Raw genomic sequence first — 23,002 nt, 5'->3', positions numbered from 1 at the left:
ATGATGGAATAACAGAGAGGAATTGAAATATGTTAGAACAATCTGAAATTAAAACGCCAGAACATGTAACAGTAAGGTATAGTTACGCTGGTTTAGGGAGTCGAGCAATTGCCTTTATGATCGACCAATTTATAATTGGATTAGTCTATTTTTTGATTTTTATTGGTCTATTTTTCATTTTTGAATCACAGCTCATTACCGCTAATTTTGATCAGCTCTTCCTTTGGGTGTTAGCAGGAGCTGTACTGCTCGTATTTGCGATTGAGTGGAGTTATTTTGTCTTGTTTGAGTTTTTTTGGAATGGCAAGACAATCGGGAAAAAAATCATTGGCATTCGTGTTATGAAAGATAATGGCCATCGCCTGACATTGTTATCAAGTATTATTCGTAATCTGATGCGGATTGTTGATGAGCTCTCGACAAGTTATTTAATCGGGATATTGCTGATATTTTTTCATGCGGAAAACAAACGGCTCGGTGATTTAACTGCGGGGACAATTGTTGTTCATGACCGGGAGAGGAAAAGGAAGCCAAGTAGGCATGATCCGATTGGTAAAGTGCTGCGGATGAATGGTTGGACGGAAGATGATTATGTGTTCGATAGCTTTTTACTGAGTCAATTGCAGGAAAAAGACTTTCAGCTTGTTGAAACGTATTGTAAGCGATACTTAACTTTACCTGACTATGAGCGTGATCATATGACGCGTAAAGTTGCTGAGATTATTCTGCCGAAGCTTGGTATTGATACAAATATCAATCGGACGAGAGAAGTAGAACAGATTTTATTTGTCTTGTATCTGAATTTGAGGGATGAGTGGAGTTATTAGAGGGTTAGAGTTATGGATGTAAAGTCTTAGACAAAAGAGAATATGTATGACCGCAGCTGAAATATACTCGCTTACCGTGGGCACGGCCTCAGCTAACTCCGGTAAGAAATTCACTTTCCGGAGTGAATCTTCGGACTCGTGCTTTTCCCACAGGTGTCTCGCATATTTCAGCTACTAGTCATGTGCATTTAATCAAGATGAGTGATATTTTATTGCTCAATTATAATTTTTTTGTTGATCTGCTAATTATTAATTTATCATTGATTGTAGTGGGGCGGGGATTCTGCCACCTCGTTTGATCATTTTTTCTGAGCTGAATGGTTTGACACCGATAATTGGTGCTCGGCCGAGTAGGCCACCGAATTCAACGATTTCACCTTCTTCCATTCCGATCACTGGAATAACACGGACTGCCGTTGTCTTCTTATTGATCATGCCAATCGCAGCTTCATCGGCAATGATTGCTGATAATGTTTCTGCTGTCGCATCACCTGATAAGGCAATCATATCCAATCCAACAGAACAGACGAAAGTCATTGCTTCAAGTTTATCTAATGTAAGTGAGCCATCTTCAATCCCACGAATCATCCCGTTATCTTCACTTACTGGAATAAAGGCACCACTCAATCCTCCAACATAAGAACTCGCCATCGCTCCACCTTTTTTAACCGCATCATTCATTAACGCAAGTGCAGCGATCGTTCCATGTGTACCAACACTTTCAAGTCCAATTTCTTCAAGAATTTCAGCAACACTATCATTGGTTGCGTTTGTTGGGGCAAGTGATAAATCCATAATTCCAAATGGCACTTTTAATCTTTCTGCAACGACTCGACCTAGTAATTCACCAGCTCTAGTAATTTTGAAAGCTGTTTTCTTAATCACATCGGCTACTTCACCTAAGTCTGCGTCTGGATAGCGTTTTAACGCATTAAGCACAACACCAGGTCCACTGACACCAACACTTAAAACAGCCTCACCTTCGCCACTTCCGTGAAAAGCTCCTGCCATAAACGGATTATCCTCAACCGGATTACAAAAGGCAACAAATTTCGCACAACCAATACTTTGATTATCCTTCGTTAATTCAGCTGTTTCTTTAATGATCTCACCTAGTTTACGAACGGCATCCATATTAATTCCTGCACGTGTTGAGCCAATCGAAACAGAACTACACACTCGCTCTGTTGTCGCAAGTGCTTCAGGGATCGCATTTAATAACGTCGCATCACTATTCGTCATGCCTTTATGAACGAGTGCTGAATAGCCACCAATAAAGTCAACATCTGTTTCTTTAGCTGCCTGATCGAGTACCTGTGCAAGCTCGACAGCTTGTGCAACAGTCGCATCACCTAAAATTTCTGCAATCGGTGTAATGGATACACGTTTATTAATAATCGGAATCCCGTATTCCTTTGCAACTTGTTCAGCCGTTGCTTTCAGCTCGCCCGCATAATCAACAATTTTGTCATAGACTTTCTTTTTGACAACTTCAAAATTGCTATCTGCACAATTGCGTAAACTGATTCCCATCGTGACAGTACGAATATCGAGACTCTCTAATTCGACCATCCGAATCGTTTCTTGAATTTCACTATGAGCGATTGCCATCAATATCCCCCCTTAAATCCGATGCATCGCTTGAAAAACATCTTCAAGCTGAATGCTAATACTCAGATTCATCTCTTCTTCAATTTTCTCAAACGCTGCCAATACATGTTCTAATTGATCTTGCTCTGCAATATTAACAATCATCATCATCGTAAAATAGTCTTGTAAAATCGTTTGACTAATATCATGGATGTTCATGTTATATTCCGCTAGTACATTTGTAACACGAGCAATAATGCCCACTTGATCTTTCCCTACAACCGTTACGACTGCACGTTTTTGCATCCTCTTCACCTCGTTATATATTTTTAAAAATAAAAAAGATCGGAGTTTCAGCTCCCATCCCAGTGTCAACAATAAAATCGATTTGATTTCGTTGTCTTCTGTCCTTCTACCTGAGATTGTGAATCCTTCGGTGTCGCCAAAGCGAGCTCTCCAGAAGTTGCTCCAATTATAGTGTCACCCATAATCTTCATCGCAGCTTTTTAGTTATCATAAAAATCGTAACAGTATTTAGCTGAATCGTCAATAAGAGAATCGCACAAAATCAGATTATTGAGAAAAGATTCACAATATTTTAACATTAAACAGGATTTTAATTCTAGGTTAGAAAGGTATCTTTTAAGTCGCTTTAAAATAATGGTTTACAATATTTCTAGTTATAAACAATGTGAATAAATTAATTTTATTAGGCAATCGGTTTCTTTATTTGTTTAAAATTCCTTCTAAAACTGTCTATTTATTTTGCTGAGGATTTTATTAAGGTATTTCATTATGATTAAATTAAAAGTAGAAGAAAACACAAATTTACATATGATTTTTCCTATGATTACCTAGGTTTAACTTTGATAATCTTCATTAGTGACTCCATACTTTTCTATACACTTATATTTGAAAAATCAGCTTTTAACAGTCAAATTATCAAAAATCATACGTTCACGATCAAAATGCAATCGTTTGCGATATTTTTAACTATTTTATTAAAAATCATGGTAGTGTATAAGTAGGTTAACCGCCAATTACTCATGAATAAAAACATTAAAGTGAGGAGAATTTAAAATGTTGAAGAAAATTACAACACTTGTCTTTTCAGTCATCATGATTCTCACAATCGTACCAAATGAAATATTAGCATCAAATCATGAGGACGAACCTTTTCAATTTTATATCGAAGCATCAAACAATCATGGAACGACAAAAGGCCGTGCAAAGAAAAATACAACATCAACGTATGTGAATATTGAACAGCTTCCTTCAGCCTATATTAATTTACAAGTTCAAGGCTTTCGCCCGTCTTCAGGTTCAGGTACCAATGTCTGGACGAATGAAACGATCGGTGGACGCCAAACAGCTGGTCGCGGTCAATGGTTAGTTAGACAATTAGTCTATGAAAATGGTGGACGTAGTGCAAGACTAAGATTTGACCGCCATGGGGGGACAGGAACAGTTAAAGGGAAATGGAGTCCTGACAGTGTTGGCACATATCCAAGATTAAACTAATTTCTTATCTGTTTTTAAGAAAGAAGTAGAGTTTACTCCACTCTGCTTCTTTCTATACATATAAAAGGCGATGGGAGAAGTGAGTAATGAATTTAAATAAAAAAAGTACAGTCATTTACCTGTGTTTAATATTCAGTCTGTTAACAGCTTGTTCATACAGGGAGTTCGAAGATTCACTTAAACAGGAGCTGAATCATGATGAGGATATGCATGTGAATGAAGCCATTGTACCTGAACAACCAGCTGAAGACGAAGAGGATGATGGTCTGTTTTTTATTGGCGATACAATCGCAAGAGGCGGTGTTGAGTATACGCTTAATGATGTTCACATTTCGAAAAACATCAATGAAGTAGGCTTGGATAAAGAGGAATTTAATTCACTTGGTTATCCTTTAGTAAACGACGATGGCTCTATTAATGATAATCATCAGCTAGTAACTGTTGATGTTACAATCAAAAATATAAACTATACTGACTATGAATTGAGGACTAATCCTGATCTTGAACGTGATAAACCGAATTTATTTATTGAGTCTTTAATTGGTTTTAAAGATGATCTTGAAGATCCAAACGGTCCTTTTACTATAGAGTTATCTTACTTTAGTCATCATGCTCCATTTGATCAAAACCTAGGGAAAGATTATCGGCAGTTTTTATTAGGTCATGGTGAAGAGGTCGAAGTAACAGTTGGCTGGCTTGTCCCGATAGATCAATTAAATGAAGAGCCACTGTATTATTTAAATGGATCTGAAGGTCGTGCTGAAGATCAACAATATTTCTACATTATATCTGAAGGAGAAATTGTGTATCGTGATTAATTGAGAAAGGGGCTATTTCTGTGAATTTAAAACGAACAAAAGGCGTACTTTTTCTGTGTTTAATATTCAGTCTGTTAACAGCTTGTTCATATCGAGAGTTTGAAGATTCACTTAAACGAGAGCTGAATCATGATGAAGATGTGCATGTGAATGAAGCCATTGTACCTGAACAACCAGCTGGAGACGAAGAAGATGATGGTCTGTTTTTTATTGGTGATACAATCGCAAGAGGCGGGGTTGAATATACGCTTAATGATGTTCACATTTCGAAAAACATCAATGAAGTAGGCTTGGATAAAGTAGACTTTTTCAGACGAACCCGAATCGAAGATAACGGTGATATAGAGAGTGGTTATAAATTAGTTACAGTTGATGTTACAGTCAAAAATATAAACTATACTGACTATGAATTGAGGACTAATCCTGATCTTGAACGTGATAAACCGAATTTATTTATTGAGTATTTAATCGGTTTTAAAGATGAACTTGAAGATCCAAACGGTCCGTTTACAATTGAATCTTCTTATTTTAGTGAGCATCCACCAATTGAACAGGATCAGTGGAACGATTATTCACAGTTTTTATTAGATCATGGTGAAGAGGTCGATGCCACAGTTGGCTGGTTTGTCCCGATAGATCAATTAAATGAAGAGCCATTATATTATATAAATGGTTATGCTGGTCGATCAGAAGATCAACAATATTTCTACATTATATCTGAAGGAGAAATTGTGTATCGTGATTAATTGAGAAAGGGGCTATTTCTGTGAATTTTAAACGAACAAAAGGCGTACTTTTTCTGTGTTTAATATTCAGTCTGTTAACAGCTTGTTCATATCGAGAGTTTGAAGATTCACTTAAACAGGAGCTGAATAATGATGAAGATGTGCATGTGAATGAAGCCATTGTACCTGAACAACCAGCTGAAGATGAAAAAGATGATGATGGTCTGTTTTTTATTGGCGATACAATCGCAAGAGATGGTGTTGAGTATACGCTTAATGATGTTCACATTTTGAAAAACATCAATGAAGTAGGCTTGGATAAAGTAGACTTTTTTTGGCAAGATCAAATTGAAGATAACGGTGATATTGAGAGTGGTTATAAATTAGTAACTGTTGATATTACCGTAAAGAACATCAGTTATACTGACTATGATTTGAGTATTGATCCTAATCTTGAACGTGATAAACCAATTTTGTATATTGAAGGAAGAGTAGGTTTTAAAGATGATATTGAGGATCCAAATGGTCCTTTTACAATTGAGCACTCTTACTTTAGTGAACATCCTCCAATTGAACAGGATCTATGGAATGATTATTCTCAATTTCAGTTAGATCATGATGAAGAAGTTAAAGCAACGGTTGGTTGGTTTGTCCCGATTGATCAATTAAATGAAGAGCCATTATATTATATAAATGGTTCTCCAGGTCGTGCAGAAGATCAACAATATTTCTACATTATATCTGAGGGAGAAATTGTGTATCGTGATTAATTGAGAAAGGGGCTAATTCTGTGAATTTTAAACGAACAAAAGGCGTACTTTTTCTGTGTTTAATATTCAGTCTGTTAACAGCTTGTTCATACCGCGAATTTGAAGATTCACTTAGACAAGAGCTGAATAATGATGAAGACACACATGTGAATGAAGCCACGGTACCTGAACAAACAGAAGAAGTAGTAGAGGAAGAAACGGATGGAGAAGAAGATATTCTATTTTTTATTGGTGATACGATAGCAAGAGGCGGTGTTGAGTACACGCTTAATGACGTTCAAATTTCAGAAAACATTAATGAAGTAGGCTTGGACAAAGTGGGTTTTTTCAGACAAAATCCAATCGAAGATAATGGTGATGTTGAGAGTGGTTATAAATTAGTCACAGTTGATGTTACAGTCAAAAATATAAACTATACTGACTATGAATTGAGGACTGATCCTAATCTTGAACGTGATAAACCAATTTTGTATATTGAAGGAAGAGTAGGTTTTAAAGATGATATTGAGGATCCAAATGGTCCTTTTACAATTGAGCACTCTTACTTTAGTGAACATCCTCCAATTGAACAGGATCTATGGAATGATTATTCTCAATTTCAGTTAGATCATGGTGAAGAAGTTGAAGCAACAGTTGGTTGGTTTGTCCCGATTGATCAATTAAATGAAGAGTCGTTGTATTATATAAGTGGTTCACCAGGTCGCGCAGAAGACTATCAATATTTCTATATCATATCAGAAGGAGAAATTGTTTATCGTGAATAGCTGAATGCTAATCTTAAGATGCATATCTTTTTCAATCTCTTCAAAGTCCGCTAACAATTCTTCTAGTTGATTTTGTTCAGTCAGATCAACAATCATCATCGTAAAATCGTTTGGCTAATATCGTCAATATGAGATTGGACAAACAAACTGATTATTGAGAAAAAATCACGCAATCGGTTTCTTTAAGTTTTTGTTTTTGGATAAACTTATCCTATAGTTGTGAATAATGATGCAGCTAACTTAGTTTGACATCACTTAGTATTTAATTATTCACATATCATTTTTAACGTTCACGATCAAAATGCAATCGTTTGCGATATTTTTAACTATTTTATTAAAAATCATGGTAGTGTATAAGTAGGTTAACCGCCAATTACTCATGAGTAAAAACATTAAAGTGAGGAGAATTAAAATGTTGAATAAAATTGTAACAGTTGTCTTTTCAGTCATCATGATTCTCGCAATCGTACCAAATGAAACATTAGCATCAAACCACAATGACACAACTTATCGCTTTAACCTAACTACGCATAACGATGCTAAACGTACGCCAGCTAGGGCAAAAAAAACGCCACATCTACGTATGTGAATATTGAGCAAGCACCAGCTCAAAATGTTTATTTGCAGGTGGAAGGGTATCGTCCATCCTCAGGTTCGGGTTCAAATTATTGGACAAATGAAACGATTGGGGGTAGACAAGTTGCACGTCGAGGTCAATGGTTAGTTAGACAATTAGTTTATGAAAATGGTGGTCGCAGTGCTAGACTAAGCTTTTATCGACATGATGTAGCTGGGGCAGTTGCGGGTAAATGGAGTCCTGACAGTGTAGGCACATATCCGCGTTTAAACTAACTATTTTGATCGGGAGAGAAGTAGCATTTAATACTACTTCTTTCCCTAGCTAATAGACATTCTGACAAGGGGGAGTGTGCGATGAATTTAAAGAAAATAATACCTTCGCTTTTTCTTTGTTTAATGGTTACTTTGTTAGTTGCCTGTTCATATCGAGAGTTTGAAGATTCGATTAGAAATCAGTTGAATAATGAGGATGAAGAAATGTATCAGAATGAAGCGAAGATTCCAGAACAACCAGTAGAAGACCAGGGAGCGGAGAATGCTGAAGATGTGCTGTATTTTATTGGCGATACGATTTCTTTTATAAATGATCTTGGGACGGTTGACTATACACTCAACGCTGTTCAGATATCAGAGAATAGTAATGAAGTAGATTTGAAGAAGACAGACTTTGATTTACTTGGCTATCATTATATAGGTGAGGATGGTTCTATTGATGAACACTATAAACTCGTAACTGTTGATGTCACGATAAAAAATATCGATTATACAGATTATGCCTTGAAAACAGACTTTGAGTATAGCACAGAAGCAGATTCTGACCGCGATATACCATTGCTATTTATTGAATACTTAATCGGATTTAAAGAGGGTATTGAAGATCCAAATGGTCCGTTTACTATTGAAGCGAGTTACTTTGGTGGTCATACACCAATAGAAGATGATCCCAAAGGTTATTATCAATTTTTATTAGCTCATGGTGAAGAAGTTGAGGTGACAGTCGGCTGGTTGGTTCCAGCAGATCAATTGAACGTAGAGCCACTCTATTACATCATTGGTTATAGTGGCCACATAGAAAACCAATTGTATTTTCAATTAACAGAGAATGGGGAAGTGATTATGGGTGACTAGTACATTTAAGCAGTTGTTAAAAGTTGAATTAGCCAAAGCACTTAAAAATAAATTTTTTATAACGACGTTGATTATTGCTTTGCTTTTTGCCTTATTCAGTGCTTGGTATATGATTGATTTATATTATTACTCCCTGAGAGGTCTTAGTAGAATGGGTGGCAATCAATTGATACAGGCTTTATCGTTATTTAACCATTGGATAGGTGGAGAGGCCACTACTCTCGGATTTACCTTATTTTTCACTTTAATGCCACTTATCGCTGCACTTCCTTATGGTTGGTCTTATTTTATTGAAAATAGATCAGGCTACGTGAAGACGGTAGTCACGCGAAGCAGCAAAACAGAATACTTTTTAGCCAAGTATATTGCAACTTTCATTGCAGGTGGGCTTGTTATTCTAATCCCACTCTTGATTAATTTTGTCGTGGTAGCATGTTTTATACCTGCTGTAACACCATCAACAATGTACACAATGTATCATAGTGTCTATCATGGTTCACTTTGGTCACAGCTTTACTATACCAATCCAGTTTGGTTTGTCATATTATATTTGATACTTGACTTTATCTTTGCAGGATTATTTGCAACGATGAGTTTAACAGTTTCTCTTTTTGTCAAAAATCGAATTGCTGTTATTTTGGTTCCTTTTTTTCTGATTTTGGTATTACACTACAGTCGAACATTTTTAGCTTATAAGTATTATTATGAAATCTCACCCCTTAACTATTTACATTCAACACCCATTATTAATCCAGCTAATGTATGGATCATAATTGGGCAAGGATTATTGTTCTTTATCTTAACATTTGGATTAACGATGAGATTAGGTGGTAAACGTGAACTTTTATAAACTATTAAAGTATGATTTAAAAAATGGCTTTCGGGTTGGTGGGCTAAAACTGATGATCATTATTTTAATGACTCTTGCTTTCTGTCTTGACTTCTATTTACGCAAAGATATTGTGTATATGGTTGATCCACTGACACCGTCTGGGACTTGGATGGATTATTTATTTTATATTTTTGCTGGTATTAAGGAGTATACGCCATCGATTACAGAAGAATTTATATTTCCAATCAAATGGATATTGATTCATTTATTTATTTTGTACAGTACGCTCTACTACCCTCATCGTGATCTGTCATCTTTAGGATTAAATGTGCTCGTTCGAACAAAGGGGCGGCTGGCATGGTGGTTATCTAAAAGTATTTGGAATATCAGTTATGTGCTTACCTGCTATATCTCAATCTTCTTAACGATCATTATTTTTTGTCTAGCTGCAAATGAACCAATATCATTAGAGATCACGCCAATGTTTGTTAATGATTTATTAGATGCAGGGAGCCCGTTTGATACATTTCCATCCTATCTCGCATCTGTCATTCTCTTGATGCCAATGTTTATTTCAATTGTACTTAATCTAGTACAAATGACGCTAGGGCTATTTATTAAGCCACTGTATAGCTTTGGAATGATGGCTGTTATTTTGCTTGCTTCTGCTTATTTTCTGAATCCTTTTTTAATAGGAAACTATGCTATGCCCATCCGAAGTGAGTATGTCATTGAAAATGGACTTCAAGCGACTACTGGAGTGATGTTAAGTGCGCTTATTATGACCTTAGCTTTTCTGATCGGGAGCTTTTACTTTAAACGTTATGATATTTTAGATGAAGAATAAAATATAATCTAGAAATGAGGGATCGATATGACGATAGTTGAACTTAAAAATGTTTCGAAAAAGATTAGAGGAGTCACCGTGATTGATGATATTTCAATGACGCTTTCATCTGATCGGGTGGCGGGATTGCGTGGGATCAATGGTTCAGGGAAGACGATGCTCATGCGCTTGATTGCAGGATTAATATTACCAACCGGCGGGACGATAAAAATTGATGATAAATTGCTAGGAAAAGAGATTACCTTCCCAGAGAGCATTGGTATTCTACTAGAAAATCCAGCTTTCCTCGATAGTTATTCCGGTTTTCAAAATTTGAAAATGCTTGCTTCTATTCGTGATCAAATAGACGATGATCAAATTAATCAAACATTAAAATTTGTTGGATTAAATGAGGAAAGTGCTAAGAAAAAGTATAAAAAATATTCACTCGGTATGAAGCAGCGTCTTGGTATTGCAGGGGCGATTATGGAACAGCCAGACATTGTTATTTTAGATGAACCGACAAACTCGTTGGATACGAGTGGTGTAGAGTTGGTTAAAGAAATTGTTCGTCATGAGAAAGAACGTGGAGCCGTCGTGATTATCGCTTGTCACGATGCAGATATTCTCGATGAATTAGCAGATGAGATTTATTATTTAGAAGAAGGTACTCTTGTTAAAACGACGAGGGAGGTCAAACAGGCATGAAAAGGATCATATTTTCGACTTTAAGTATCGTTTTACTTATCGGCATTGGGTTGCGAATTTGGCATGTAAATCAAGCTGTTGACTTACCGCCAGTTAATAATTATACGATCGGGGAAGAGGTGGCGATAGGAGATAACGTTTTTCTCGATAATTTTGAAAATATGAAAGGATATAGTGTAATTGTTAATCAAGCGGAAATTTTACCTTATGAAGACTTTCTAGAAAAGTACAATTATATTGATGATGAAGAAGCTCCGTTATTTGAAGAGGGTGACACCTTTTATCCAGAAATGGTTTATGATTTGAATATTACAGTTAAAAACACGAATAAAACAGAGGATCCGATGGAGCATAGCGGGATTAATTTTTTACATTATAATTTATACGGGACTGATTTTGTCCTGCAGATTAGCAATATGCTTTACTTGGTTGCTAATCCTGAATTGGAATATGGGGTGACGGATGGATTTCGGTTACGTCCGAATTCTGAAATGGATTTTAACTTACCTTATTTTTATAGTCCATCAGATATCGTACAGCCAATTCAAACGGAAGCAATTGAGAGAGATCAAGTGTATCTCGTTGTTTCAATGCATCCGGTCGTTAACCGAATTTTAATTGAATAGTCGGTGAGGCAACCCTGTGAGGTGATAAAATTCACAGACAGGGTTGTTTTTATCAAATGAGCCACCCATTATATAGGTAATAATGTTATAATTAACATAAGTGATTAAAAAGGTTGGTGCCGTTCATGATTGTGTATTCGCTTCCAGTTTTCATCCTTCAACTGTTCTCAATCTCTGGGAGTCTCTTTATAACTTTGGAGATTCGCCCAACTTTTAAAAAAATAATTGTCCAGTTTGTGCTCGTAATCATACCAGCTATTTATTTGTATAAATATTGGTCTTCTCCATTTGGTATCTTATATCTTTTATTATCATCAGCAATTTTGTTTTATCGCTTCACTAGAAATGTTAGAGCAATTTTAGATGTAACGGTGCTGGGCATTGCCGCGATTGTGGCTCTAAATCTAGCGGAAATTTCTTTATTTTCTTTTTTCATAAAAATAAATCCGTCAAGTATTTTAGTTAGTACAGTAATATTTTTACTGTTTTTCGCTATTTTTATTTGTCTGTACAAGCTTTTTATCGAGAAGGTTTGGAAGCCTATTTTTATTACAATTGTCAGCCGATTAATTTTAACAGCAATTTCGATTGTGACAGTTGGTGTCTTATATATTAATCTGTTTATTTCTGTTAGTAAAAATCTATATTCATTTGTTCTGTTCAATTTAATTATTGAAGCCATTTATTTTCTTATGATGTTATTATTATCACTGATTTTAATTAGAACAGTTAAGAAGGAAAATCGCTTAAGACAAAAGGAAATTGAACATCAACAATTACTAGACTATATGGAGTCTCTAGAGCGTATTAATGATAATATGCAAAAGTTTCGTCACGATTATCAAAATATTTTATTAACAATGAAGGGGTACATCAATCATAATGATCTACCAGGTTTGCAGACATATTTTAACGAACGGATTGTTAAGGTTGAAGAGCAGACGTTGAGAAGCAATTATTTATATAATCAATTAGACAAGCTTGAGTTAATTGAGCTTAAAGGATTAATTGCAACAAAGATATTAATTGCGGATGAGTATAATATTGAAATGAATATTGAGGTTCCTGAACTGATTCAGAAAATTGAGATCGACGTGATTGATCTTACGCGTGTGATTGGAATTTTGCTTGATAATGCGATTGAAGCAAGTATAGAGGTTGAGCATCCGAAACTTAATCTTGCATTAATTAAGAAAAGTGATCATTCAGTGCTTATTATCTTAGAAAACCTAGTTCGTAAAGAATTACTAGATATTAATCGAGTTTTTGAGCGTAATTATTCAACGAAGTCAAATCATCGTGGTACGGGCTTAGCAACAGTTCGTGAAATTTTAGCGAATCATCCTAATGTAACGATGAATACGCGAATTGAGCGCAGCTTTTTTATTCATGAGCTATCGATTTATCCGCTAGAATACGTTCATCCATCTGTTCAAAACGATCAGTACTTGATCATGACAGATTTTAAAAAAGGTGGTCGAGGGGGAGTTTTATCATGAATGTTGTTATTTGTGAAGATGAAGTAGAGCAACGTGAATTTTTACAAAAAACAATTTCGGAATATGCAACGTTTCATGAACCGAGTATTAAAATCGCCTTAAGCACGTCAGATCCTAATCGCGTTTTAGCATATTTGAAAGATCAACGTGCGGATTGTTACTTTCTAGATATTGAACTTGGTTCAGCGATTACAGGGATGGAATTAGCGCGTATCATCAGGGAACATGACCCATTGGCTCAAATTATTTTTATCTCAATGCATGCAGACAGACTTAAACTCACATTTAAATATAAATTAGCTGCGCTTGACTTTATTGTTAAAAGTGCGGGATACGATCAGCTTACCATTGAGATTGAAGAGGCACTGAAAGAAGCATTCAATATATATAGAAAAATTGGTAATCAATCAGAGATATCTTACATACAGATAAAAATTGGTGAGCGTATTAAAAATGTACGTTATGACGACATTTATTATTTTGAAACGTCTACACAAGAGCATAAACTGATTTTACACGAAGTAAGTGGTGTCTATGAATTTTACGGGAGATTAAAAACCTATGAAGAAATTGATCAGCGATTCTATCGGTGTCACAAGAGCTTTCTGATCAATTTAGATTATGTGCGGGAAATAGATACCAAAGAGCGAAAGCTAACTTTAGCTAATGATCATATTTGCTTAATCTCTTCACGTAAAGTAAAAGAACTACAAAAGAAGCTAAGCATTTAACCAAGCAACGGTAGATGACTCCTTTCATTTCCCCTTATTCAATCGTCATGCTATCATTTAGTTAGAGATGAGAGGGGGATTTTTTTGAGTAAAGAGATAAAGTTAATCGCTTTAGATTTAGACGGTACATTAGTTAAGTATGGCGAAGATTTAATTTCTAAGGAAAATCTGATGGCGATAAAAAGCGCACAAGATGCTGGAGTTGAGGTTGTTATTGCTACTGGTCGTAGTCGAGCAACAAGCTTGAAGATTGGTCAGCAGCTTGGTGTTCGCTATATGATTAATGTTAATGGTGGCGAAATTTGGACAACTGAAGGTGAGTTGCTCCATCGACATCCACTAGATCAGGAAACAGTTAAACAAATTATCGAGATTCAAAGTCAGTATTCAGTCTTTTCTTGGTTTGTTTCCAATGATCAAATCTTTCGCAATGAATTACCCGCAGACTATTTAGATAGAGAGTGGTTGAAGATGGGCTTTAACGTTGAAGATGATCACGTTAGAGACGAAATGATCCGACAATTTTCTCAAATGGATTCTGTAGAATTAAGTAATTCAAGTTTAACGAATATGGAGTTGAATCCAAAAGGAGTTCATAAAGCCAGTGCGATTGAATATTTACTCGATAGGTTGGCGCTTAGTTTTGATCAAGTGATGGCAGTCGGTGATAGTATTAATGATTTAAAAATGATTGAAGCAGCTGGCATTGGTGTGGCGATGGGGAATGCTCAAGATACTGTTAAAGAAGTTGCTGATTGGGAAACAGTTTCTTATGACGTGAACGGAGTCGCAGTTGCGATTGAAAAGTTTGTTTTAGGAAGTAATTAATTAGAAATAATCGAATTTTACAAAAATTCATTTGCATCCTTATCAAAACTGTTATAAGTTATCTTTATAGGCTTTTTTGTTAAATTAGAAAAAGTTGCGATTTTGGCTTTTTCAAAGTATGATAAAATGAGAATTCTATTGAAAAAAGGAGTTTATTAAATATGACTAAGCAACAGTTTGGTGTGATCGGATTAGCTGTTATGGGGAAAAACCTTGCCTTAAATGTCGAAAGTAGAGGTTATTCTGTTGCAGTTTTTAACAGAACCTACCAACGGACAGAAGACTTTATGAATAATGAAGCAAAAGGAAAGAATTTTTTAGGTACAAAAACGATTGAAGAATTTGTTGATTCGTTGGAAAAGCCACGAAAAATCATGTTAATGGTACAAGCTGGTTTTGCAACTGATGCGACAATTGAAGCGCTAAAACCATTGTTAGATGATGGAGATATTTTAATTGATGGTGGTAATACCTATTATCGTGATACGATTCGTCGTAATAAAGAGTTAGATGAATCAGGGATTCATTTTATCGGGACTGGTGTTTCCGGTGGTGAAGAAGGTGCATTATTAGGCCCATCGATTATGCCTGGTGGACAAGCAGAAGCTTACAAACATGTAGCACCTATTTTCGAAGCGATTTCAGCAAAAGTAGAAGGCGATCCGTGTGTGACTTATATTGGACCAAATGGTGCGGGGCACTATGTTAAAATGGTACATAACGGGATTGAATATGGTGATATGCAGTTAATTAGTGAAGCTTACTTTATGTTAAAACATATTCTTGGTTTGTCTGCAGATGAATTGCATCAAGTTTTTGCTGAGTGGAATAAAGGCGAACTTGATAGTTATTTAATCGAAATTACCGCAGATATTTTCACAAAGATAGATGATGAAACTGGCAAGCCGATGGTTGACGTTATTCTTGATAAAGCTGGTCAAAAAGGAACTGGAAAGTGGACGAGTCAGAGTGCGCTAGATCTTGGTGTGCCATTACCTGTTGTAACTGAATCTGTATTTGCTCGCTTTATTTCAGCGTTGAAAGACGAACGTGTCAAGGCAAGTGAAGTTTTAAGTGGCCCGTCAGCTCAGGATACACCGTATGAAGGTGATAAAGATGAGTTGATCGAAGCGATTCGTGAAGCACTTTATATGAGTAAGATTACCTCATACGCACAAGGTTTTGCCCAAATGAGAGCAGCATCTGAGGAATATGATTGGAATCTTGATTATGGTCAGATTGCGATGATTTGGCGCGGTGGCTGTATTATCCGTGCACGATTCTTACAAAACATTAAAGATGCTTATGATCGTGATCCGGAGATTGCGAACCTTATGCTTGATGAGTACTTTAAAGAGATCGTTGAAAAATATCAAACATCATTGCGAAAAGTTTTAGCGATTGCGATGGAGCGTGGGATTCCGGTTCCAGGTTTTGCGAGTGCTTTAGCGTATTATGATAGCTACAGAACAGCGACATTGCCTGCGAATCTAATCCAGGCACAACGCGATTATTTCGGAGCTCATACTTATGAGCGAGTGGATAAAGAAGGAATATTCCATACAGAGTGGATGGAATAATTTAAATTAAGCACGGCTCACTATTTGTGGGTCGTGTTTTTTTGTTGTTTAGGAAATTATAAAATTCGTTAGTTGGGGATAGCTTTGTGCTTGTCAGTTATCTAAGGATCTTTATGAGCAATACTTGACGACTTGTGACTAAGCTTTGGATACCAAGGCGATTTTAAGTGAGTTACCCGACGATTAGCTTGTATTCGTTAGAGATCTCATCGATTCAGAAGTGGATCTCTGACGAATAGCTCTTATTTGTTGTAGATCACATCGATTCAGAAGTGGATTTCTGACGAATAGCTCTTATTCTTTAGAGTGCAGAAGATTTTTACTTGCGAAGTCTTACAATTATTGTTGATTGTCTTACAGCTTAAAAAATATTGAAAAAATTTAAATACTAAGGAGGTTTTTCTTGATGGATTACAAAGAAACGTTATTAATGCCAAAAACTGAATTCCCAATGCGCGGGAATTTGCCGAACAAAGAACCAGTCATGCAAGAGGAATGGGAGAAAGACGAACTGTAAGAAAGAACGAAAGGACATGTAACAACAATTTTTCATGTGAATGTGTTAACATAGTTATGTGATAGAAAAATAAAAAGGAGAGATTGATATGAGAGGTTGGTTATTTACAAAAACAGGGGTAGCTCCAAAATTGATTGAGAAGGAAGATCCAAAGCCAGCGAAAGGTGAAGTTGTTTTAGATGTGAAGGCAGCTGGATTGTGTCACTCAGATGTTGGAGCACTGGAAGAAGCATCATGGATGGAAATCATTACAGAAGCTCCACTTATTTTCGGCCATGAAGCCGCAGGAGTTGTTAGTGAACTAGGAGAAGGAGTTACTGGCTTTGAAATTGGCGATCGTGTTGGTGTTGTTCCAATCAACCCTGAAACAAAAGCAACAATTGGTTACCAACGAGACGGTGGTTACGCAACAAAATTATCTGTCCCTGCTAACCAACTGATCAGAATTCCAGAAGGCGTTTCATTCATCGAAGGAGCTGCTGCCACAGATGCTGGTATGACTTCTCACCGGGCCTTATTTGAAGTTGGATAAGCTAAAAAAGGTGATAAAGTTGGGATTGTTGGTATTGGCGGATTAGGTCAATTTGCATTGCAAATGGCACTTGCCACTGGTTGTGAAGTTTACGCAGCTGATATTGCTGAACATGCACGTGAATTTGCGAGAAAATCTGGTGCACATGGTGTGGCGAAAGATATCGCGGAATTTGCTGATAAAGAATTAGACGTCATTGTTGACTTCGCTGGATTTAAGAGTTCATTTGAATCATGTCTTGAAGCAAGTGCATTCCGTGGAACGATTGTTTTAGCTGGAATGAGTAACACGACTCTTGATTTAAATGTTAACAACGTTATTTTGAAAGAGTTAACCATTAGAGGAAGTAACGGTGGTAATGCTAAGGATATCGCTAGTGTTTATGATTTCTTCCAAGCAGGAGATCTAAAACCAGAGATTACAACGATTCCTTTCGAAGATATTGGAAAAGGACTGGAAAAATTGAAAAAAGGCGAGGTTTCTGGTCGATTAGTTGCTGAAGTTAACCCTGATTAATATTGTAGATTAAGCAATGTTGGTGGTGAAGTTTTGTTAAAAATTATTGTCACGATATGAGGCTGCTATATAGTAGCTTTATATCGTGATTTTTGTTTAGTATTTGTCTGCAAATTGCTCGACTCGTCTGTATTTTGTAGAACTTGTCTGCATTTTGTCCAACTTGAGAGCAAATCGTCTAACTTGAGAACAAATCGCTTAACTTGAGAGCATTTTGTCCAACTTGAGAACAAATCGCCTAACTTGAGAGCAAATCGTCTGACTTGAGAGTATTTCATCTAACTTGAGAACAAATCGCTTAACTTGAGAGCATTTTGTCTAACTTGAGAACAAATCGCTTAACTTGAGAGCATTTCGTCCAACTTGAGAACAAATCACCGAACTTGAGAGCAATCCCAATCCACATAAAAAAATAAGGAGCTGATCTCATTTAGCTCCTTATCTTATTCAATTATTGAACGTCCCACCAGTGGAACCCGTCTTTTTCTAATAACTCATCTGCTGCGCGTGGACCGTTTGTACCTGAAGCATAGTTTGGAAAATCGGCTTGCTCTTTTTCCCATACATCGGTAATTCGATCGATAAAGTTCCATGATAATGACACTTCATCTGAGTGAACGAAACTCGTTGAATCTCCATTCAGGCAATCATTTAGTAAAACTTCGTATGCCTCTAAGTCTTCGATTCCTTCGTCTGATTTGTTGTAATGCATCGTAATCGGCGTACTCACCGTATCGTAATCTGTTTTCTTCGCATTAAGGTGGAGGCTGATGCCTTCGTCTGGTTGAATCCGAATCACCAATAAGTTTGGATCAATCGTATCGCCTTTTTCTTTATACAAGTTGATCGGTAAGTCTTTGAACTGAATGACAATTTCAGTTGATTTCTTTTTCATTCGTTTTCCTGTCCGGATATAGAATGGGACGCCCGCCCATCTGAAATTATCGATCATCAATTTTGCGGCTACAAATGTTTCAGTGTTTGAATTTTCCGCAACGCCACTACTATCGCGATAACGATCAACAGGTTCACCGTTAATTTCACCTACGTCGTATTGGCCTCGAACGAAATATTGATTAACTTCAGCAGCTTCAAGCTTTCTTAAGCTCCGTAAAACTTTTGTTTTCTCGTAGCGGACTTCATTTGGATTCAGCTTTGCTGGTGGTTCCATCGCGACTAGTGATACCATTTGAAGTATGTGATTTTGGACCATATCACGGAGCGCACCGCTTGCATCATAATACTTTCCGCGTTCTTCTACACCAAGTACTTCAGTCGATGTGATCTGAACGTTAGAAATGTATTGGTTATTCCATAATGGTTCAAAAAGTGCGTTAGCGAATCGAACAATTTCGATATTTTGTACCATTTGCTTACCTAAATAATGATCGATCCGGTAAATTTGGTTTTCTGCAAAAGCTTGACCAATTTGCTCGTTCAATTGTTCTGCAGTTTCTTGGTTATGGCCAAATGGCTTTTCAATAATTAGGCGCGTAAACCCATGATTATCGGTTAGACCTTCTGATTTTAAGTTGGCTGCAATTGGTCCGAAAAAGTTTGGTGCCATCGCCATGTAAAAAATGCGATTACCATCGGTTTGATGCTTTTGATCAAGCTCATTAATAAAATCATTCAGCTTTTTGTATTCAGGTAAATTTTGTGCATCAAAAGGATTGTAATAAAAATGTGATGCAAACTCATCATGATCGATCGCGTCATCTGTAAATTCCTTAATCGATTTCTTAATGTTATTACGGAAATCGTCATTTGTGAGTGGACGCCTAGCAACGCCGACAACAGCAAATTGATCGGATAGTTTTTTATTACGGTATAGACGGTATAGTGATGGATACAATTTTCGATTGGCTAAGTCCCCCGTAGCACCGAAAATAACGAATATGGCTTTAGGCATTTGATCTGTCATTGAATTGTATTACCTCTCTTTAATATAAAATTTAAAAAGAATATGTTATCATTCCCTATAGATAACATATCACTTTCATTGTTTTAAATAAATAAATTTGGACTTTTAATCCGAATGAGTTGCTAGTCAATGTTAGTTATGTACTATATTATCATGTTTTCAGAAAATAACAAATAGTTTTACAATTAATCTTAGGGGGAAATCATCGATGAAAAAATACCAAGGCTATTTAATTGACCTAGATGGCACAATGTATAATGGAACGGAAAAAATTCAAGAAGCAGTTGATTTTGTGAAACAATTACATCAACAAGGCGTACCATATTTATTTTTAACAAATAATTCGACAAAACATCCTCGTGACGTAGCTGAGACGTTAAGGGGAATGGGCGTACCAGCTGAGGAAGAGCATGTCTTCACAACGAGTATGGCGACGGCAAGTTATATTGCAACTCAAGACCCTGGAGCGAGCGTTTTTCCTATCGGCGAAGTTGGTTTAATCGATGCGATCAAAGAGGTTGGACTGACGATCTCAGAAAAGGAGGTCGATTATGTTGTCATGGGACTTGATCGAGAGATAACATATGAAAAGTTAACCATAGGTGCGTTGGCGATTCGGGATGGGGCGAAATTTGTTGCGACAAATGGTGACGTTGCGTTACCGTCTGAGCGAGGTTTCTTACCTGGAGCCGGATCATTGATTTCTGTTTTATCGGTCACAACTGGTGTGGAGCCTAAATTTATCGGTAAACCAGCATCAATCATTGTCAATCAAGCGCTTGAGGTGCTAGGAACAAGTAAAGAAGAAACCCTTATGGTTGGTGATAACTATGCGACTGATATTTTAGCAGGCATTAACGCTGGAATCGACTCGCTCCTTGTCACGACAGGTGTGACGACGCGTGAAGACCTTAAAACAATCGAAATCCAACCGACACATACGATTGATTCGTTAAAAAATTGGTCATTGTAGAATTTTATCTAAAAAATTTAATTACAAAAGAGAGGTAGATCTAAATGGCGAAAGTAAATTATGAGATTGTCAAGCAGATTGGTGTCGTATCAAAATCAAAAACAGGTTGGACGAAGGAGCTTAATTTAGTATCGTGGAACGACCGTGACCCAAAATATGATTTAAGAGACTGGGCACCAGATCATGAAAAAATGGGCAAGGGCATCACACTGTCAAAAGAGGAAGTTGATGCGTTAATAAAAATTTTGAATCAACTTGACGCTTAATTTTCTTAGATAAGGGGTATAACTAACCAAGAGTCTATCTAGGAGGGGTGTCGATGTTTAAAAAACTGTTTAAGAAAACTGAAAAAGTAACTGAAGAAGACGTTTTTTCACCAGTGAATGGTAAAGTTGTTGACCTTTCTGTCACGCCAGACCCTACTTTTGCCGATAAGCTTTTGGGAGATGGGGTTGCTATTGAACCAACAGATGGAGAATTTGTTGCGCCAGTAAATGGCAAAGTCGTTAATTTATTTCCGACTAAGCATGCGATTGGAATTGAATCAGATGCAGGAGTTGAATATTTAATCCACATTGGATTAGATACAGTTACCCTTGATGGTAAAGGTTTTACGTCGCACATTAAGCAGGGGGATCGGGTGAAAATTGGTGATCCATTAGTTACAGTTGACCTTGAATATGTTGCGAACAAGGCGAATACAATTACACCATTTGTCATTACAAGTGAAATTAATAAAATTGATCAGTTGATTGATCAAGAAGTGAAAAGAGCAGAAACAAAAGTGTTGACTGTTCATTTATAAAAGTTAAAAAACGTTCCTCTACCTTTTGGCAGGGAACGCTTTTTTCATTAGTTTAATTTTTTAAATTTACTTAACTGCTTGATTGATTCGGCTGTTCCAATCGCGATTGCATTTAACGGATCTTCTGCAACTCTAACCGGAACAGATAATTCTCCTTTTAGCCATTCTTCCATCCCACGGAGTAACGCACCACCACCAGCTAATGTGATACCATATTCAACGATATCGCCACTTAGTTCAGGTGGAGAATTTTCTAATGTTTCATGGATTGTACTTGCGATATTTTCAAGTGATTCACGGATTGCATTTTGAACTTCGGTAGATGTGACCGTAATTTCTTTAGGTAATCCCGTTACGAGATCGCGTCCACTTACTTGAATTGAGATTGGTTCATGGTCAATCAGTGCATAGCCAATTTCTTTTTTTATTCGTTCGGCTGTTTGATAGCCAATTAAAACATTATTCTTCTGGCGGACGTAGTGAACGATTTCCTCATCCATTTTATCACCCGCGACACGAATCGACCGTGATGTAACAATTCCACCATATGAGATAATAGCAACTTCGCTTGTTCCACCGCCAATATCAACGATTACACTACTGATCGGTTCACTAATCGGTAAACCTGCGCCGATTGCTGCAGCAATTGGTTCATCAATTAAGTGCACTTCTTTGACGCCGAAGCTTTTAACGGCATTTTCAATTGCTCGTTTTTCAACTGCTGTACTGCCTGAGGGTGAACAGACAATCACAACGGGTTTTTTTAATGTGCGTCCGATTTTTCGGCTCGCTTTTTTCAAAATTGCTTTCAACATTTGAGCTACTATATCATAATCCGCAATCACACCTTCTCGTAATGGGCGAATGGATGCGATATTTTTGGGTGTCTTTCCGATCATATCTTTCGCGTCATGTCCGATTGCGATTATGTCATTTGTTTGTGTATCAACCGCAACGACTGATGGCTCGTTAAAAACGATTCCTTTTTGTTTTGAATAAACTAAAATATTTGCCGTACCTAAGTCAATACCAATTGCTGTGTGTTTAAACATCCTATTTTCCTCCAGTGTAAACGCTAAGTTGTAAATGAATTCATGGAACTAATTTATTTTATCTTGAGAGTCAACTCAATCATGCAGATTTAATTGACTAATTCGTATTTCAAATGATTTAAACTGATCAACTTTAGAATGTATTCCCCAAATACTCATTCAATAAAAGTATGATAAAAATTCATTTTTGTAATGTGAGATATTATATCATGAATGTTTATCAAAGAGCAAAAGTAAAAAGTACTAGACAATATTTATCCAGCTATGAAGAGTAAAAATTCTTCGTGATAAATATCGAAAAAACGACCCCTTAATATTACATTAATGTTAT

26 protein-coding genes and 1 riboswitch are annotated in these 23,002 nt (G+C 36.6%); of the genes, 22 read left to right on the top strand and 4 right to left on the bottom strand.

Features of this window, described 5'->3' with window-relative positions:
- The first annotated feature begins 29 nt into the window (after positions 1–29).
- Positions 30–827, top strand: a complete 798-nt coding sequence (locus ABD814_RS02190) for an RDD family protein (RefSeq protein WP_344909891.1) — start codon at positions 30–32, stop codon at positions 825–827.
- Positions 828–1,076: 249 nt separating this feature from the next.
- Here the strand turns inward: ABD814_RS02190 and ABD814_RS02185 are convergent, their stop codons facing one another.
- Together ABD814_RS02185 and ABD814_RS02180 are read right to left on the bottom strand one after the other, a co-directional pair.
- Positions 1,077–2,438, bottom strand: coding sequence for a PFL family protein (locus ABD814_RS02185; protein WP_344909889.1), 1,362 nt, complete (start codon positions 2,436–2,438; stop codon positions 1,077–1,079).
- Positions 2,439–2,450: 12 nt separating this feature from the next.
- Complete coding sequence (locus ABD814_RS02180; RefSeq protein ID WP_344909887.1) at positions 2,451–2,723, bottom strand: ACT domain-containing protein; 273 nt, start codon at positions 2,721–2,723, stop codon at positions 2,451–2,453.
- A gap of 88 nt (positions 2,724–2,811) precedes the next feature.
- Positions 2,812–2,887, bottom strand: a riboswitch (glycine riboswitch).
- Between the two features lie 610 nt (positions 2,888–3,497).
- Between ABD814_RS02180 and ABD814_RS02175 the strand changes: the two genes are divergently transcribed.
- The 18 genes from ABD814_RS02175 (at position 3,498) to ABD814_RS02090 (ending at position 17,917) form a co-directional block, all read left to right on the top strand.
- On the top strand, positions 3,498–3,938 hold the full coding sequence (locus ABD814_RS02175; protein WP_344909885.1) for a hypothetical protein: 441 nt from the start codon (positions 3,498–3,500) through the stop codon (positions 3,936–3,938).
- Between the two features lie 86 nt (positions 3,939–4,024).
- Entirely contained in the window at positions 4,025–4,756 is a 732-nt protein-coding gene (locus ABD814_RS02170; RefSeq protein WP_344909883.1) for a DUF5027 family lipoprotein, read from the top strand.
- Between the two features lie 20 nt (positions 4,757–4,776).
- Positions 4,777–5,502 (top strand): DUF5027 family lipoprotein, encoded by a 726-nt coding sequence (locus ABD814_RS02165; protein ID WP_344909882.1) that lies wholly within the window; start codon positions 4,777–4,779, stop codon positions 5,500–5,502.
- 20 nt (positions 5,503–5,522) lie between these two features.
- Complete coding sequence (locus ABD814_RS02160; RefSeq protein WP_344909880.1) at positions 5,523–6,251, top strand: DUF5027 family lipoprotein; 729 nt, start codon at positions 5,523–5,525, stop codon at positions 6,249–6,251.
- A 20-nt stretch (positions 6,252–6,271) separates the two neighbouring features.
- The gene (locus ABD814_RS02155; protein ID WP_344909878.1) at positions 6,272–7,015 is read left to right on the top strand and encodes a DUF5027 family lipoprotein; all 744 of its coding nucleotides are present in this window, start codon (positions 6,272–6,274) and stop codon (positions 7,013–7,015) included.
- Positions 7,016–7,427: 412 nt separating this feature from the next.
- Positions 7,428–7,604, top strand: a complete 177-nt coding sequence (locus tag ABD814_RS02150; protein ID WP_344909876.1) for a hypothetical protein — start codon at positions 7,428–7,430, stop codon at positions 7,602–7,604.
- Between the two features lie 38 nt (positions 7,605–7,642).
- A complete protein-coding gene (locus ABD814_RS02145) occupies positions 7,643–7,867 on the top strand; it encodes a hypothetical protein (RefSeq protein WP_344909874.1) in 225 nt (74 codons plus the stop codon).
- A gap of 81 nt (positions 7,868–7,948) precedes the next feature.
- Complete coding sequence (locus ABD814_RS02140; RefSeq protein WP_344909873.1) at positions 7,949–8,722, top strand: DUF5027 family lipoprotein; 774 nt, start codon at positions 7,949–7,951, stop codon at positions 8,720–8,722.
- Positions 8,715–9,572, top strand: a complete 858-nt coding sequence (locus tag ABD814_RS02135) for a hypothetical protein (protein ID WP_344909871.1) — start codon at positions 8,715–8,717, stop codon at positions 9,570–9,572. Before ABD814_RS02140 ends, ABD814_RS02135 begins: the two co-directional genes overlap by 8 nt.
- The gene (locus tag ABD814_RS02130) at positions 9,559–10,401 is read left to right on the top strand and encodes a hypothetical protein (RefSeq protein ID WP_344909869.1); all 843 of its coding nucleotides are present in this window, start codon (positions 9,559–9,561) and stop codon (positions 10,399–10,401) included. The genes ABD814_RS02135 and ABD814_RS02130 overlap by 14 nt, the downstream gene beginning before the upstream one ends.
- A gap of 27 nt (positions 10,402–10,428) precedes the next feature.
- Positions 10,429–11,088: an ATP-binding cassette domain-containing protein gene (locus ABD814_RS02125; protein ID WP_344909867.1), complete on the top strand. Its 660-nt coding sequence runs from the start codon at positions 10,429–10,431 to the stop codon at positions 11,086–11,088.
- Positions 11,085–11,714 (top strand): DUF5028 domain-containing protein, encoded by a 630-nt coding sequence (locus tag ABD814_RS02120; RefSeq protein ID WP_344909865.1) that lies wholly within the window; start codon positions 11,085–11,087, stop codon positions 11,712–11,714. Before ABD814_RS02125 ends, ABD814_RS02120 begins: the two co-directional genes overlap by 4 nt.
- Positions 11,715–11,839: 125 nt before the next feature.
- Positions 11,840–13,213 carry a sensor histidine kinase gene (locus ABD814_RS02115; protein WP_344909863.1) on the top strand — a complete coding sequence of 458 codons (1,374 nt, stop codon included), beginning with the start codon at positions 11,840–11,842 and terminating at the stop codon, positions 13,211–13,213.
- Positions 13,210–13,944 (top strand): LytR/AlgR family response regulator transcription factor, encoded by a 735-nt coding sequence (locus ABD814_RS02110; RefSeq protein WP_344909861.1) that lies wholly within the window; start codon positions 13,210–13,212, stop codon positions 13,942–13,944. Before ABD814_RS02115 ends, ABD814_RS02110 begins: the two co-directional genes overlap by 4 nt.
- Positions 13,945–14,028: 84 nt before the next feature.
- The gene (locus ABD814_RS02105) at positions 14,029–14,772 is read left to right on the top strand and encodes a Cof-type HAD-IIB family hydrolase (RefSeq protein ID WP_344909859.1); all 744 of its coding nucleotides are present in this window, start codon (positions 14,029–14,031) and stop codon (positions 14,770–14,772) included.
- 161 nt (positions 14,773–14,933) lie between these two features.
- Positions 14,934–16,352: an NADP-dependent phosphogluconate dehydrogenase gene (gene gndA / locus ABD814_RS02100; protein WP_344909857.1), complete on the top strand. Its 1,419-nt coding sequence runs from the start codon at positions 14,934–14,936 to the stop codon at positions 16,350–16,352.
- A 605-nt stretch (positions 16,353–16,957) separates the two neighbouring features.
- Entirely contained in the window at positions 16,958–17,401 is a 444-nt protein-coding gene (locus ABD814_RS02095; protein ID WP_344909854.1) for an alcohol dehydrogenase catalytic domain-containing protein, read from the top strand.
- A gap of 24 nt (positions 17,402–17,425) precedes the next feature.
- Positions 17,426–17,917 (top strand): zinc-binding dehydrogenase, encoded by a 492-nt coding sequence (locus ABD814_RS02090; protein ID WP_344909913.1) that lies wholly within the window; start codon positions 17,426–17,428, stop codon positions 17,915–17,917.
- A gap of 451 nt (positions 17,918–18,368) precedes the next feature.
- Here the strand turns inward: ABD814_RS02090 and zwf are convergent, their stop codons facing one another.
- Positions 18,369–19,841: a glucose-6-phosphate dehydrogenase gene (gene zwf, locus ABD814_RS02085; RefSeq protein WP_344909851.1), complete on the bottom strand. Its 1,473-nt coding sequence runs from the start codon at positions 19,839–19,841 to the stop codon at positions 18,369–18,371.
- A 208-nt stretch (positions 19,842–20,049) separates the two neighbouring features.
- Here zwf and ABD814_RS02080 point away from each other — a divergent pair, with 208 nt between their 5' ends.
- From ABD814_RS02080 to ABD814_RS02070, 3 genes are read left to right on the top strand one after another with little or no spacing between them, the layout of a single operon-like run.
- Positions 20,050–20,814, top strand: coding sequence for a TIGR01457 family HAD-type hydrolase (locus ABD814_RS02080; RefSeq protein WP_344909849.1), 765 nt, complete (start codon positions 20,050–20,052; stop codon positions 20,812–20,814).
- A 44-nt stretch (positions 20,815–20,858) separates the two neighbouring features.
- The gene (locus ABD814_RS02075) at positions 20,859–21,080 is read left to right on the top strand and encodes a YdbC family protein (RefSeq protein ID WP_344909847.1); all 222 of its coding nucleotides are present in this window, start codon (positions 20,859–20,861) and stop codon (positions 21,078–21,080) included.
- A 53-nt stretch (positions 21,081–21,133) separates the two neighbouring features.
- Positions 21,134–21,619 carry a PTS sugar transporter subunit IIA gene (locus ABD814_RS02070; protein WP_344909846.1) on the top strand — a complete coding sequence of 162 codons (486 nt, stop codon included), beginning with the start codon at positions 21,134–21,136 and terminating at the stop codon, positions 21,617–21,619.
- Between the two features lie 47 nt (positions 21,620–21,666).
- On the opposite strand, the gene mreBH is transcribed toward ABD814_RS02070, so the two are convergent.
- Positions 21,667–22,671: a rod-share determining protein MreBH gene (gene mreBH, locus ABD814_RS02065; RefSeq protein WP_344909844.1), complete on the bottom strand. Its 1,005-nt coding sequence runs from the start codon at positions 22,669–22,671 to the stop codon at positions 21,667–21,669.
- Positions 22,672–23,002: the final 331 nt, after the last annotated feature.

This window comes from Amphibacillus indicireducens, assembly GCF_039539605.1.
GTDB lineage: Bacteria > Bacillota > Bacilli > Bacillales > Amphibacillaceae > Amphibacillus > Amphibacillus indicireducens.
The sequence above is the reverse complement of the archived record's forward strand: the minus strand, read 5'-3'. Positions and strand labels throughout refer to the sequence as shown.